Origin of the sequence: uncultured Leifsonia sp. (assembly GCF_945957465.1) — a bacterium.
Classification (GTDB): Bacteria; Actinomycetota; Actinomycetes; order Actinomycetales; family Microbacteriaceae; genus Leifsonia.
The window spans coordinates 46,027-59,297 of the sequence record NZ_CAMFLC010000003.1 but is presented as its reverse complement, the minus strand read 5'-3'; the positions used below and the strand labels follow the sequence as shown (position 1 = coordinate 59,297).

General features: G+C 70.7%; 13 protein-coding genes, 1 tRNA gene and 1 pseudogene. 9 read left to right on the top strand and 6 right to left on the bottom strand.

Features of this window, described 5'->3' with window-relative positions:
- Positions 1 to 31: 31 nt before the first annotated feature.
- The gene (locus Q0Q23_RS02505) at positions 32 to 982 is read left to right on the top strand and encodes an EamA family transporter (RefSeq protein WP_295118812.1); all 951 of its coding nucleotides are present in this window, start codon (positions 32 to 34) and stop codon (positions 980 to 982) included.
- Here Q0Q23_RS02505 and Q0Q23_RS02500 read toward each other — a convergent pair.
- Positions 892 to 1,860, bottom strand: coding sequence for a Dyp-type peroxidase (locus Q0Q23_RS02500; protein WP_295118809.1), 969 nt, complete (start codon positions 1,858 to 1,860; stop codon positions 892 to 894). The two genes, Q0Q23_RS02505 and Q0Q23_RS02500, sit on opposite strands and share 91 nt — an antisense overlap.
- Before the next feature lie 361 nt (positions 1,861 to 2,221).
- Here Q0Q23_RS02500 and Q0Q23_RS02495 point away from each other — a divergent pair, with 361 nt between their 5' ends.
- The 3 genes and pseudogenes from Q0Q23_RS02495 (at position 2,222) to Q0Q23_RS02475 (ending at position 6,254) form a co-directional block, all read left to right on the top strand.
- Positions 2,222 to 3,517, top strand: a complete 1,296-nt coding sequence (locus Q0Q23_RS02495) for a glycine betaine/L-proline ABC transporter ATP-binding protein (protein ID WP_295118805.1) — start codon at positions 2,222 to 2,224, stop codon at positions 3,515 to 3,517.
- Positions 3,514 to 5,246, top strand: a pseudogene (locus Q0Q23_RS19970) (ABC transporter permease/substrate binding protein). Before Q0Q23_RS02495 ends, Q0Q23_RS19970 begins: the two are co-directional and overlap by 4 nt.
- Before the next feature lie 135 nt (positions 5,247 to 5,381).
- Entirely contained in the window at positions 5,382 to 6,254 is an 873-nt protein-coding gene (locus Q0Q23_RS02475) for a metal-dependent hydrolase (RefSeq protein WP_295118799.1), read from the top strand.
- Between the two features lie 49 nt (positions 6,255 to 6,303).
- Here Q0Q23_RS02475 and Q0Q23_RS02470 read toward each other — a convergent pair whose 3' ends face one another.
- Positions 6,304 to 7,098, bottom strand: a complete 795-nt coding sequence (locus tag Q0Q23_RS02470) for a nuclease-related domain-containing protein (protein ID WP_295118796.1) — start codon at positions 7,096 to 7,098, stop codon at positions 6,304 to 6,306.
- Between the two features lie 64 nt (positions 7,099 to 7,162).
- Positions 7,163 to 7,396, bottom strand: a complete 234-nt coding sequence (locus Q0Q23_RS02465; RefSeq protein ID WP_295118793.1) for a hypothetical protein — start codon at positions 7,394 to 7,396, stop codon at positions 7,163 to 7,165.
- A 96-nt stretch (positions 7,397 to 7,492) separates the two neighbouring features.
- Between Q0Q23_RS02465 and Q0Q23_RS02460 the strand changes: the two genes are divergently transcribed.
- Complete coding sequence (locus Q0Q23_RS02460) at positions 7,493 to 7,756, top strand: hypothetical protein (protein ID WP_295118791.1); 264 nt, start codon at positions 7,493 to 7,495, stop codon at positions 7,754 to 7,756.
- Here Q0Q23_RS02460 and Q0Q23_RS02455 read toward each other — a convergent pair.
- Together Q0Q23_RS02455 and Q0Q23_RS02450 are read right to left on the bottom strand one after the other, a co-directional pair.
- The gene (locus Q0Q23_RS02455; protein ID WP_295118788.1) at positions 7,744 to 9,150 is read right to left on the bottom strand and encodes a deoxyribodipyrimidine photo-lyase; all 1,407 of its coding nucleotides are present in this window, start codon (positions 9,148 to 9,150) and stop codon (positions 7,744 to 7,746) included. The two genes, Q0Q23_RS02460 and Q0Q23_RS02455, sit on opposite strands and share 13 nt — an antisense overlap.
- On the bottom strand, positions 9,147 to 9,785 hold the full coding sequence (locus Q0Q23_RS02450; RefSeq protein WP_295118785.1) for an MBL fold metallo-hydrolase: 639 nt from the start codon (positions 9,783 to 9,785) through the stop codon (positions 9,147 to 9,149). The genes Q0Q23_RS02455 and Q0Q23_RS02450 overlap by 4 nt, the downstream gene beginning before the upstream one ends.
- Before the next feature lie 38 nt (positions 9,786 to 9,823).
- Here Q0Q23_RS02450 and Q0Q23_RS02445 point away from each other — a divergent pair, with 38 nt between their 5' ends.
- The 3 genes from Q0Q23_RS02445 (at position 9,824) to Q0Q23_RS02435 (ending at position 11,745) form a co-directional block, all read left to right on the top strand.
- On the top strand, positions 9,824 to 10,738 hold the full coding sequence (locus Q0Q23_RS02445; protein ID WP_295118782.1) for a diacylglycerol kinase family protein: 915 nt from the start codon (positions 9,824 to 9,826) through the stop codon (positions 10,736 to 10,738).
- 82 nt (positions 10,739 to 10,820) lie between these two features.
- A tRNA-Glu gene (locus Q0Q23_RS02440) sits at positions 10,821 to 10,893 on the top strand.
- A 210-nt stretch (positions 10,894 to 11,103) separates the two neighbouring features.
- Complete coding sequence (locus Q0Q23_RS02435) at positions 11,104 to 11,745, top strand: DUF2625 family protein (RefSeq protein ID WP_295118779.1); 642 nt, start codon at positions 11,104 to 11,106, stop codon at positions 11,743 to 11,745.
- Between the two features lie 106 nt (positions 11,746 to 11,851).
- Here Q0Q23_RS02435 and Q0Q23_RS02430 read toward each other — a convergent pair whose 3' ends face one another.
- The gene (locus Q0Q23_RS02430; RefSeq protein ID WP_295118776.1) at positions 11,852 to 12,682 is read right to left on the bottom strand and encodes a helix-turn-helix domain-containing protein; all 831 of its coding nucleotides are present in this window, start codon (positions 12,680 to 12,682) and stop codon (positions 11,852 to 11,854) included.
- 95 nt (positions 12,683 to 12,777) lie between these two features.
- Between Q0Q23_RS02430 and Q0Q23_RS02425 the strand changes: the two genes are divergently transcribed.
- A complete protein-coding gene (locus Q0Q23_RS02425; RefSeq protein ID WP_295118772.1) occupies positions 12,778 to 13,266 on the top strand; it encodes a glyoxalase/bleomycin resistance/extradiol dioxygenase family protein in 489 nt (162 codons plus the stop codon).
- Positions 13,267 to 13,271 lie beyond the last annotated feature (5 nt).

The window sequence follows — 13,271 nt, the reverse complement described above, 5'->3', positions numbered from 1 at the left end:
AATACCTTCCATGGAAGCTATATTACCTTCCATGGAAGGTAAATTCCGCTGGTTCGCCATCACCGCCATCGCTCCCGTCGCCTGGGGCTCCACCTACGTCGTCACGCGCGCCGTGCTTCCCGACGCACCGCTGTGGGGAGCGGTGCTCCGCGCACTCCCGGCGGGGCTGCTGCTGCTCGCAGTGGCCCGTCGGAGGCCGCGCGGCGTCTGGTGGTGGCGCGCGCTCCTGCTCGGCGCGCTCAACGCGGGCGGCTTCTTCGTGCTCGTCTATGCGGTCGCGCAGCTGCTGCCCTCCGGCATCGCCTCCACCGTGATGGCGACGTCGCCCCTCGCCCTGATGGGATTCGGCTGGATGCTGCTGGGCCAGCGGCCACGGGCCCTGTCACTGATCGGCGCGCTCGCGGGGGTCGGCGGTGTCGCGGTGATGCTCACCGGGGGCGATGCGGCTGTCGATCCGCTCGGGCTCGCGGCCGCCGTCGCCGCCATGCTGCTCTCCGCGGTCGGGTATGTGCTGGCGACGCGGTGGGGCGATGTCGATGTGCTCTCCTCGACGGCGTGGCAGCTGGTCGCGGGCGGCCTCCTGGTCGTGCCGTTCGCGATCCTGATCGAGGGCGCCCCTCCCGTGCTGGCCCCCGCGGCGATCGCCGGCTTCGCGTACGTCTCGCTCGTCGCGACCGCGTCGGCCTACCTCGCCTGGTTCGCAGGGATGCGGCGCCTCGGTCCTGGTGCGGTCGGCCTCATCGGGCTGTTGAACCCGGTGACCGGCGTCGCACTGGGAGCTCTGGTGGCGGGGGAGGCGCTCACGGCGCGCCAACTCGTCGGGCTCGCCGTGGTGCTCGCCGGCATCGCGGTCGGCCAGGCCACCCGTGGGAGCCGGCGGACCGGCGGCGCTCAGTCGGCGAGCCCCTCCAGGAAGCCGCGTGTCGGCACGAAGAACGTCGTGCCGGTCACCGCCCTCGAGAAGTCGAGGATGCGGTCGTGACTGCCGACCGGGTCACCGACGAACATCCGCTCCAGCATCTTCTCGATCACCCACAGGCGCCGTGAGTAGCCGATGAAGTACGTGCCGAATTCGCCCCGGCCCGGGCGCCCGAACGGCATGTTGTCGCGCAGGATGTCGTGCTCGACCCCCTCGTCGTCGGTGATCGTGGTGAGCGTCTTGTGGGCCTTCTGGCCGTGCTCGACGTCGTCGAGCTCGATGTTCTCGACCTTCGTGCGGCCGATCACCCCCTCTTGCGAGGGCACGGGGAGCCGGTTCCACGAGCCGAGGTCGTGAAGGTACTTCTGCACGACGACGTAACTGCCGCCGGCGTGCGCCGGGTCTTCGTCGCCGACGATGGCGGCGTCCGCCATGTCTTTCCCGGTGGGGTTCGCGGTGCCGTCCACGAAGCCCAGGAGGTCGCGGGCGTCGAAGTAGCGGAACCCCTCGACCTCGTCCTCCACCGTGATCGCGTCGCCGAGGGCGTCGAGCAGTTGGCGCTCGAACTCGAAACAGAAGTCTCCGCGCTCTGCCCGGATGTGGAACAGTAGGTCGCCAGGTGTCGACACCGCCGTGTGCACGGGCCCGTGCACCTCGGCGAACGGGTGCAGCTCCTGCGGAAGGGCGACGTCGGTCAGACGCCCCCAGAACTCCGCACCGATGCCGATGTTGCACGAGAGGTGCGCGTTCAGGTCGCGGAAGCCCACGGTCTTGACGAGGTCGGAGATCCCGGACACCACGTCGCGCACGGTCGCCAGCGCCTCCGACGTGCCGGCGACGCTGACGACGAGGAAGACGGCCGCGCGCGACAAGGGCGCGTCCACGCTCTGCGGCTCGATCGGGACACGTTGCCAGGGGTGATCGCCCGTGCTGTTCGCCATGCGCCAACTCTGGCGGAAAGTCCGCGTCTGCGGAAGCGTGGGAAGGCGAGGATCATGAGGGTGTTCTCACCCTCGATTCGCGATCGCTGCGAGAACACTGATAGCGTCGAAGGCGCCCCGGCGTGCCGAACGGCATGGCGCACCGGGTGAACCAGCCCGCGATCCGGGCCGTGTGGCCGCACAGGTGGCCCGGTGGGATCGTATGGTCGGCTGGCGTGGGCGCACCCCGATGGTCGCGCCGGCGATGGCGATTCGCGCGGATGGTCCGCGCTCGAGTCGTGCTGCCGTCGCCACACGCCTCCGGCCCGGGCGCAACAACTGTGCGTGCCTCGCGGAGGCGAGTGCGCCTGGGAGTACAGAGTTGAGTGACACGATCGCCGTCGAGGCGAGGAACATCTTCAAGGTCTTCGGACGCAAGCCCCACGAGGCGGTTCGCCGTCTGCGGGACGGGGCGACGAGGAGCGACGTGACCGGTCTCGGGACCGCCGCCGTCATCGATGCGGGGCTGACGGTGCGGCGGGGCGAGATCTTCGTCGTGATGGGGCTGTCCGGCTCGGGCAAGTCGACGCTCATCCGACTGCTGAACGGGCTGCTGGAGCCGACCGCCGGTGAGGTGGATGTGATGGGCACGACGATCACCGGGCTGCCGCCGAAGCGTCTCCGCGAGGTGCGCCGGAAGCACATCTCGATGGTCTTCCAGCATTTCGCGCTGCTGCCGCACCGCACAGTGCTGGACAACATCGCCTACGGTCTGGAGGTGCAGGGCATGCCCGCCGCGGACCGGCGCTCCCGTGCGACCGAGATCCTCGAGCTGGTCGGGCTCGGCGGCTGGGGCGAGAAGCTGCCGTCCGAGCTCTCCGGCGGGATGCAGCAGCGGGTCGGCCTCGGCCGGGCGCTGGCCGCCGACACCGACGTGCTGCTCATGGACGAGGCGTTCTCGGCGCTCGACCCGCTGATCCGCCGTGAGATGCAGGAGCAGCTGCTCGAACTGCAGGGCTCGCTGGGCAAGACCATCGTGTTCATCACCCACGACCTCAACGAGGCGATGTTCCTCGGCGACCGCGTGGCCGTGATGCGCGACGGCCGCGTCGTTCAGACCGGCACGCCCGAGGAGATCCTCACCGACCCGGCCAACGACTACGTGGCGAGCTTCGTTCACGACGTCGACCGCGCCCGCGTGCTGACGGCCGCGAGCGTGATGGAGCCGGCGCGAGCGCTGGTCACCGTCGCGGGCGGACCGCGCGCGGCGATGCGCACCATGCGCGACCTCCAGACCTCGGCCGCCTTCGTGGTGGGCCAGGGCCGGCGCCTGCTCGGGGCGGTGCGCGATCGCGACGTGATGCGGCAGGTGCGGGAGGGTCGCTCCGACCTCACCGAGTCGATCACCGAGGACATCGCGACGGTGTCCCGTGACGAGGTGCTCAGCGACCTGGTCGAGCCCGCCGTGGGCAGCGCCCTTCCGCTCGCGGTCGTCGACGACCGGCGCCGGCTGCTCGGGGTCATCCCGCGCGTGACGCTGCTGGCGGCCCTCGGCAACGTCAGCAGCGACACCACGGAGATCCCGGTGGTGGTCGAGCCCCCGGCGACGGTCCCGGTGGACGCGATGACGCTGGCCCTGCGGGAGACCGCGGACGACGAGACGGAGGTGCACGCATGACCGCCGCCTACACATTCGGAACCACCAAGGTCATCCCCCTCGGAGACGCGGCGACGCACGTCGTCGACTTCGTGACGACGACCTTCGGCGGAGTCTTCGACGCGATCCGCATCGTCTTCACGGGCATGTACGACGGCGTCGACTGGGCGCTGCAGACGCCGCCGTTCTGGGGCGTCATCCTCATCGTCGCGATCCTCGGCGTCTGGTTGCGCGGCTGGGTCTTCGGTGCCGGGGCGGTCGTCGGGCTGCTGCTCATCGCCGGGATCGACCAGTGGTCGAACGCGATGGACACCCTCGCGCTGGTGCTCGTCTCGGCCGCCATCGCGGTCGCGCTCAGCGTTCCGCTCGGTATCCTCGCCGCCCGCTCGAAGACGGCGTCGGCCGTCATCCGGCCGGTGCTCGACTTCATGCAGACGATGCCGGCGTTCGTGTACCTGATCCCGGCGCTCATCCTGTTCCGCGTCGGAGTCGTGCCGGGCATGGTCGCCACGATCGTGTTCGCCATGGCTCCGGGCGTGCGGCTCACCGAGCTCGGCATCCGCGGTGTCGACCGCGAGCTGGTGGAGGCCGGCCGGGCGTTCGGCTCCCCGCCCGGCCGCATCCTGCGCCAGATCCAGCTGCCGCTCGCGATGCCGTCGATCCTGGCGGGCGTCAACCAGGTGATCATGCTCTCCCTGTCGATGGTCGTGATCGCCGGCATGGTCGGCGGCGGCGGCCTCGGCCGTGACATCGTGCAGGCGCTCAGCCGCGTCGATGTCGGGCTCGGCTTCGAGGCGGGGGTCGCCGTGGTGATCCTGGCGATCATCCTCGACCGGCTGACCGCCGCAGCCGGCCGGGCGCGGTCGCGGATGCCCAAACGCGCCCTGGCCGTGCTCGGCGCCGCCCTTCTCGTCGTGGTCGGCGGCACGGCCGTGACCGCGGCCTCCACGGCCGGCGGCGACAAGGGCACCGTGAAGGTGGCCGTGTTCAACGGCTGGCCGGAGGGCGAAGCGGCTTCGTACCTGTGGAAGCACGTGCTCGAGAAGCAGGGGTACACCGTCGACTTCGAGTACGCCGACGCCGGTCCCGCTTTCGCCGGCCTGAGCACCGGCGACTACGACATCGCCTTCGACGGCTGGCTGCCGACCACGCACGCGCAGTACATGAAGACCTACGGTGCGCACCTGACCGACCTCGGCGCCTGGAACGATGAGGCGAAGCTCACCATCGCGGTGAACAAGGATGCCCCCATCGACTCCCTCGACCAGCTCGCGTCGCACGCCTCGGCGTTCGGCGACCGGCTGGTGGGCATCGAGCCGGGAGCAGGCCTCACCGAGGCGGTCCAGCAGAAGGTCATCCCGCAGTACGGGCTCCAGAAGCTCGACTTCGTGACGTCCTCGACCCCCGCGATGCTCGCCGAACTGTCGAGCGCCATGAAGAGGGCGACAACGTCGCAGTGACGCTCTGGAGGCCGCACTGGGCGTACGACCAGTTCGACCTCAAAGACCTGAAGGACCCGAAGGGCACGCTCGGCGCCGCCGAGTCGATCCACTCGATCGCGAGCGCGGACTTCCCGAAGCAGCAGCCGCAGATCGCGAAGTGGGTGAAGAAATTCCGGATGAAGTCCGATCTGCTCTACTCGCTCGAGAACGCGATGTTCAACAGCGGCGCCGACTCAAGCGAATACGACCGCATCGTGGCGAAGTGGATGGATGAGCACTCGTCCTACGTCGAAACGCTGACGCGGTAAGGACGCTTAACCCGGTCGCGCTGACGCCCTCCGGGCGCAGCCAGTCGAACAGGCTGCGCTGCGCGCGGAGGGCGACCCTGCCGTGCCTTCGGCAGGTTCGCCGAGTCGCCGTCAGCCTGGCCGTAGGCTGGCAGCATGAGCCTCCCCGCCGCCGACACCGTCGTCACCTATCCCGACGGCGACCTCGCCTCCACCGGAACCGTGCTGCACCTCCAGCCCCTGGACGACGGACGGACGGCGGTCGTCCTGGATCGGACGGCGTTCCACCCCGTGGACCCGGTCTGGCCCGACCAGCCGGCCGACACCGGTCTCCTCCGCGTCGACGGTGACGTCGTCGCCGTCGTCGCCGCCGTCGTCGGCGCGACCGACGGCACGACCCTCCACGTCGGCGACGCGCCGGTGCGGACCGGCACGCCGGGCTGGGCGTTCGTCGTCTGCCACCTCGTCGACGACGCCACGCGGTTCGCGCCGGGCACCACGGTCGAGGTGGAGGTCGAACCGGAGGTCCGACGCGCGCTGTCGAGCGGACACACCGCGTGCCACCTCGCCTCGCTCGCGCTCGACGACGCGCTCGCCGGGCTGTGGACCAAAGAGGTCCCCGTCGACGGACGCGGCAAGCCCGCCTTCGACCAGCTCGCCATCGCCTCCTCGCGGATCCTCCCCGACGGCTCGCTCGACGAGTACCGCATCGGCAAGAGCCTGCGCAAGAAGGGTTTCGCCGCGGCCGAACTCCCGGCGGCGCTCGCCGGGGTGACCGACGCCGCGAACGCACTGCTCGCGCAGTGGGTCGCCGCCGGCGACGGCATCGCCATCACGATCGAGCGCGACGGCGACGGCCTGGGGGAGCGCCGCCGCTGGCGGGCCGACCTTCCCGACGGCGCCGTCGAGATCCCGTGCGGCGGCACGCACCTGCGCTCGCTCGCCGGACTGTCCGCGATCGTCATCGAGCTCGACTACGACCAGGAGGCCGCCTCCCTCACGATGCGCACGAGTGTCGAGCGCGCCTGAGCCGCGCCCGACGCGCCCGACCTCTCAGCGCACCCCCGGCCCTCGGGCCTCAGTGCGGGAGGAACGGCAGCGCCACCGCGAGCATCGCCAGGGCCGCCGCGACCGCCCATCCCGCACGCACCCGACGCGCAGCCCGCACTTCGCGTTCGATGAGCGCGAACCGCTCCAGCGTGTCCGGTGACGACTCGGCGGGCCGCCAGGTTGCCGGATCGTCGAACAGGCGGGCGATGTCGGAGACGGTCCCTCCGTCGATCACGGCCGGACGCCGGGTCAGCCAGCGCAGCAGGGCCTCCGCGCGCAGGACGCGCACGCGCCGCGGCTGCTGGCGCACAGTGACCTCCTTGGTGCCGACCAGCACCACGAGCGCCGTGACCGGTGCCACCAGGCCCGCCTGAGCGAGCACTCCGCGCACGCGGGAGGCCTCCAGGTCGGAGTTGCGCAGATAGGGCTGCTTCTGACCCGAGACCAGGACAGCGCGCTCGCCCACCCAGACCCGCTGGCCGCGGTGATGCTTGGTGTTGATGACGAAGACGCCGGCGGGCCCGACGACGACATGGTCGACATCGGCGACACCTCCCGACTCGTCGGGCCGGGTGCCGACCGGCACGGCATGGAACGCGCTCCATCCCGGCGGGAGCCGGTCGAGGAGCGCGCCGACCTCGCGCTCGCCGAGGGCGCCGGCGAACCACGGTTCGGTCTCGGCTCCCAGCGGTCGCGCTCCGAGAGCGCGGGCGAGCGGGGAACGCGGGGGGGACTGGGTGTGCAGACGCACCACCTGCTCCATCACGGCCGCCCCAGGGGCGCGATCGCGCATGCGCGCCGCGCGCCGTCCATCCTCGTTCATCCCTGCCAGCGTATGCAGGCCGATCCGGCCTCCCCAGTCCCCACTGAGGGACGACCGCCTCGGCCTACCCCTGGCCGGGTGCCCCCTCCCCGTGGGGCACCCCGTCGGCCTCGCCCGCCTCGGCGTCGCCCGCCTCGGCGCCGTGGTCGACGCCCGGCTCCGCACCCGGGAGGCGCTCCTCGAGTGAGTCGTTGCGGCCGGCGACCGCCTTCAGGGCGTCCTCCGGAGTCTCGCCGAGCTCGGTGACCGCGTCGGCCAGGTCGTGCGCGTCGCGCGGCGCTTCGTGTCCATCCGTCATGCGGCGCACTGTACGCCGCAGCGCGACGCATACGATGGCCCGGCCGTTCGCGCACCCGCAGCCCGCAGCGGACCGAGGGGGACTACGATGCCGGACATGAGCCGCATCGAAGCCGGGATCGTCTCCTACACCCTCTCGTCCGACTACTACGCCCAGGTCGGGGCGGACTTCGACACCGAAGCGGTGGACGACGCCATCCTCGCCGAGCTGAACCGTTCGCTGCCGTCGGGCATCGTCGTCGAGCGCAGCGGCAAGGTGCTGGCCGACGAGGACATGGCCGATGTGGCGCGCTCGCTCGACTGGCCGGCGCTCCTGCAGCGGATCGATGTGGACCAGATCCTCGCCGATCACGCCCGCTGAGCCGACCCCTTCACGGTGTCGTAAGCGGCGAGGGCGGCGCGCCGTGTCTCGGCGAGGTCGACGACCGGCTCGGGATACTCGTCGGTGTCCCACTCCGGCACCCACCGGCGGACGTAGTCGCCGTGCGGGTCGAACTTCGTGCGCTGCAGCTCGGGGTTGAAGACGCGGAAGTACGGTGCGGCGTCGGCGCCGGAGCCGGCGACCCACTGCCAGTTGAACGGGTTGCTGGCCGGGTCGGCGTCGACGAGCGTGTCCCAGAACCACTGCTCGCCGCGCCGCCAGTCGATCAGCAGATTCTTGGTGAGGAAGGACGCCGTGACCATCCGCACGCGGTTGTGCATGGTGCCCGTCGCCCACAGCTCGCGCATGCCCGCGTCCACGAGCGGGATCCCCGTGCGACCTCGCTGCCAGGCGTGCAGCGCGGACGGGTGCAGCCGCGGCCAGGGGAACGCGTCGTACTGCCGGTGGATGTTGACCGTGGCCAGATCGGGGTGCTCGAAGAGCGTGTGGTAGGCGAACTCGCGCCAGCCGAGCTCGGACAGGAAGACTGCCGCGCTGTCGGCGAGCCCCCGGTCGCGATCGCGGACGGCGGAGGCGGCGTGCCAGACCTGATGCGGGCTGAGCTCGCCCCAGCGCAGCCGCGGCGACAGCCGTGAGGTGGCGTCGATCGCCGGGACGTCGCGGTCCGCGCGGTAGCGGGCGAGGTCGTCGCCGACGAACCTCCTCAGGTCGGCGTGCGCCGCGTGCTCTCCCGGCTGCCACGCGTCGCGCAGCCCTCCCGCCCAGTCGGGTCGGGTGGGAAGCAGGGCGAGATCGTCGATGCCCACGCCGGCCGGCGGGCGTGCCCCGTCGATGCCGCGAGGTGCCGCCAGCGGCTTGCGCGGAGTCGGAGCCGAGAGGCATGCGCGCCAGAACGGTGTGAAGACCGAGAAAGCCGTGCCCGAGCCGGTGCGGATCGTCCACGGCTCGAAGAGCAGGTTCGCGCCGAAGCTCTGGGCGTCGATCCCGGCCTCCCGTGCCGCCGACTTGACAGCGGCGTCGATGGTCCGCTCCGCCCCGCCGTAGCGCCGGTTCCAGTACAGTGCGCCGGCGTCCAGCTCGGACGTCAGCGCCTGCAGCTCCGCCTCGGCCGCTCCCCGGCGGACGACGAGCTGCCCCCCGCGCGTGCGGAGCTCCTGGTCGAGAGCGGTGAGGCTGTGATGCAGCCACCAGCGCGCAGCGCCTCCGGGCAGCCGCAGGCCGGGCGAGACGTCGTCCCAGAGGTAGACGCACACCACCGGCCTGCCGCTGCGTACGGCGGCGTCGAGCGCGGGATTGTCGGCGACCCGGAGGTCGTCGCGGAACCAGACGACCGCAGGCCGCCGGTCCCGGCCCGCGCTTCGGTCGCCGCTCACAGGTCGAGGGTGTCGCCCGGCTCGAGCGCGAAGAACTCTCCGCCGCCCTGCTCGGTTGCCCAGCCGATGCGGGAGTTCGAGAGGTCCTTGCCCGCACGCGACAGCACCATCTCGTGGGTCGGGAAACTGCGCTTCGGCTTGGTGGCGAGCACGTAGTCGATGGTCTCGGCGACCTTCATCCAGGGCGCCCCGGCCGGCACGGCGAGGACGTCGATCTCGACGCCCTCCGGGATGACGAACGAGTCGCCTGCGTAGTAGAGCTCGTCGTTGATGAGGACGCCGACGTTGTCCACGACCGGGATGCTCTCGTGGATGACCGCGTGCCGTCCGCCGAAGAAGCGGAGGGTGAACGGACCGGCCTCCACGGCGTCGCCGGCGTGCACGACCGTGACGTCGAAGTCGGCGGCCGCACGTGCCACGCCCTCCGGCGCGAAGATCGGCACGCCGGGGTTCAGTTCGAGGATGCGGTTGAGCTGTTCCGGGGTCCAGTGGTCGGCGTGCTCGTGCGTGATCACGACGGCCACCGTGTTGGCCGTGTCGGTCAGGGGGGAGGTGAACGAACCGGGATCGAGGAACAGCTTCTTGCCGGAGTCTTCGAGGAGCAGTGCGGCGTGTTCGAACTTGGTGAGTCTCATGGCTTCATCATCCTCCAGCTGTGTCATAGTCGTGGTCTATGCCAGTCTCCCCTCGGACCGTGGTCGTCGCGGTCAACCCGATGGCCTCGTTCGGCCGCCGCCGCGATGTCGGACCCCGGGTCGTCGAACGACTGCGTTCCGCCGGCCACACCGTGATCCCCGTGGACGAGGCGAACATCGAGCTGCTGCGCCGCGAGACCGCGCGCGCCGTCGAGGCCGGAGTCGACGCCCTGGTCGTGGTCGGGGGAGACGGGATGGCGAACCTCGGGATCAACATCGTCGCCCAGACGGAGGTGCCGCTCGGCATCGTGCCGAGCGGCACCGGCAACGACCTCGCCGACGGCCTGGGCATCCCCACGGACGACAGCGAGGCGGCCATCGACCTGCTGCTGGCCGCCCTGCAGCGGGCGCCGCGCGTGATCGACGCCGGCGTGATCCGTCACGGCGAGCTGCACGCCGAGCTGACCACCTGGTTCGGCTGCGTGCTCTCCGCCGGCTTCGACGCCACGGTGAACGAGCGCGCCAACCTCATGACCCGGCCGCGTGGTCGCAGCCGCTACGTCTTCGCCCTGCTCCGCGAGCTGACGACGCTCCACGCGCGCCCCTACCGGATCGTGGCGGACGGCGAGTCGATCACGGCGGAGGCGATGCTGGTCTCCGTCGCGAACAACCGGTCCCTCGGCGGCGGGATGCGCATCGCGCCGCACGCCGAGCTCGACGACGGCCGCTTCGATCTCTTCGTCGTGACCGCGATGTCGCGGGGGCGCTTCCTGCGCCTGTTCCCGAAGGTGTTCCGCGGTGAGCACACCGGCCTGCCCGAGGTCTCCTTCCGCGGACTCAGCGCGGCGCGCATCGAGGCGGACGGAGTCGTCGCATACGCCGACGGCGAGCGGATCGGCCCGCTTCCGGTCGAGGTCTCCGTCGTCCCTGGCGCGCTGCGCATGCTCGCCTGAGCGGCCGCGCGACACTCCCGGGGTGACCCGCTCGTTTTGGAGCTCAGCACCCATCTGTGGCATTATCGATGAGTTGCAAGACGGCCCCATCGTCTAGCGGCCTAGGACGTCGCCCTCTCACGGCGGTAACGCGGGTTCAAATCCCGCTGGGGTCACAACCGCCCGCTTCCCTTGATTTTCAAGGGAAGCGGGTTTTTTGTTACTCGGCCACGAGTGACGAAAACCGGGTGTGTGGCAACACCTGTGGGTAAGTCGAGTGGATAATCTCCACCGTCGAAAAGCTTCGATGGCACTGAACTGGCGCCCGAAGCAAAACCGTCAGGCGCTGTACGCTCGCGGCATGACCAAGGGACGAGCGAGGCTGTATGTCGGATGCTGAGGGATCAGTCTGGCCGGAGATAATGCGCCAGATTCACGACGCGTCCGTGGATGTCGAAGTTCTTCCCGTCGATCCCCGTCGGGGCCGAGCGGTCTTGCAGGAGCTTCAGCTCACTGAGCGCTCCGCATTGGGAGCGATCGCCGCCAATACCGGGGGCGTACTCATCGAAAGCGGCTGGTTGCGCATTCTCGGCGGGGGCGCGCCGGGCCTGCCGAGTCTGTCGGAAGAGAGCGGAGGAAGCCGTGCTCAGTCGCACCTCGTCGTCGCACTCGATGCGCTTGGTGGGCGCTTCGCCATCGATGGCGGTGGCCTGGGTGTGGCCACGGGAGAGGTTTGCTATTGGGGGCCGGACACACTCGCGTGGTCTGGCATCGGCGGGAGCCACTCGGCCTTCGTCGCCTGGGCGCTCGGCGGAGGGCTGGACGAGTTCTATGGCGCGCTGCGGTGGACCGGCTGGCAACAGGATTCGTCGTCGCTGACCGTAGACCAGGGCTGGTCGCTGTATCCGCCGCCCTTCTCGAGAGAGGGACAGGACGCAAACGCCGTGTCCCGCTCGGCCGTTCCACTCGCCGAGCTCCACTACTTCTACGCGGAGGCCGCGCGCCAACTCGATGGCGGCGACGCGTAAGGACGGGTACGGGAACCTCGCCAGTCGACAACCTACTGGCGGGGGTCCAGGACAAAGTCCTGGCGGAAGTGGCGCTCGCCCGTCATCGCCCGCTTCCCTCTGATTTTCAAGGGAAGCGGGATTTTGGCCCCGTTCCATCGCCGCCCGCCTGCGACCGCCGGTAACCGCTCGGGGTGAAGCCGAGCGTGAGCCGGAAGTCGTTCGTCAGGTGGGCGTGGTCGGCGTAGCCCAGTTCAAGCGCGAGGGCGGTCAGGTCGAGGCCGGGGTCCTCCCGGAGCCGTTCGGCCGCCTCTTGGAGCCGCCGGCGCCGGATCAGTGCGGCGGGTGGCAAGCCGACAAAGGTGGCGGCCAGCCGTTGCAGGGTGCGAGTGGACACGTGGAGGCGGCCCGCGAGGTCCGTGATCGTCGACAGAGTGCGATCGGACTCGGCGAGCTCGACCATCCGGTTCGCGAGCCGGCCGTCGTCGGTCACCTCGCCCAGGCGGTCGTGCAGCCAGGCGCCGAAAACGGCGATCGCGGCGCGATGGCGGTCGCCGGGTGGCGCGTCGCCGGCCATGATCGCGGTGACAGCGTCGGTCAGGTCGGGGAGGTCGAGCGGGCGGAAGTCGTCGCGGAGCGCGGTAACGTCGTCGACCAGTGCAGGCACGGCTGCAGGGAGCAGCAGGGCGCCGACCGCCCAGCCGGTTCCGGAGAGATCGCGGAAGGACGCCCGGGTCGTCGGACCGGCGATCCCCGCCGCGCCGTTCTCCACCACGAGGTTGCACGCCGGGTAGCCCACGACATGCTGTCGGGAGACGCGACCGGGCTCGACATCCCACTCGGGGATCCAGAACCAGCGCACGAACACGGCGAGGTCGCCCTCGGCGGGCAGGCGATGGAAGGTCGGCAGCCGCGCCGGGTAGAGCACTCCGCGCGACGACGGCGGGACGGTGTTCACGCGGCCACACTATCCTCGCGCAGGCCGCCTGTCCGGGCCCGGGCCTGTCGCGTATTTACAAGCCGGCCTTCTCCGATGGCCCATAACCTCATCGCATGACACGAGCAGCGCACGGCGAGCACACCGATCACGGCACCCCACGGGGTGCCAGCAGCATCACCCCGTTCCTGGCGATCCCGGACGCGCGGGGCGCGATCGCCTTCTACCGCGACGTGTTCGGAGCGCGCGTGGTCGACGTCACCGAAATGGGCGGTGTGGTCGCCCACGCCGTGCTCGACTTCGGACACGGACTGCTGCAACTCGGGGAACCGATGCCCGACTACCACCTCGTCGCGCCGCCCTCGGGAGACGACGACTGCTATTCGCTCGGACTCTACGTTCCGGACGTCGACGCCGTCGTGGCAGCGGCCGAAGCCGCGGGTGCGGTCATCCGCGAGCCCGTCGCGGACTTCGTGTCCGGCGACAGGTACGCCAGCATCCGCGACCCGTTCGGCGTGCGGTGGTCCATCATGACCCGGGTCGAAGACCTTTCGGAAGAGGAGAGCGCGCGCCGCGTGGCCGAGTGGGCGGCGACCCTGCAGTGAGGCGG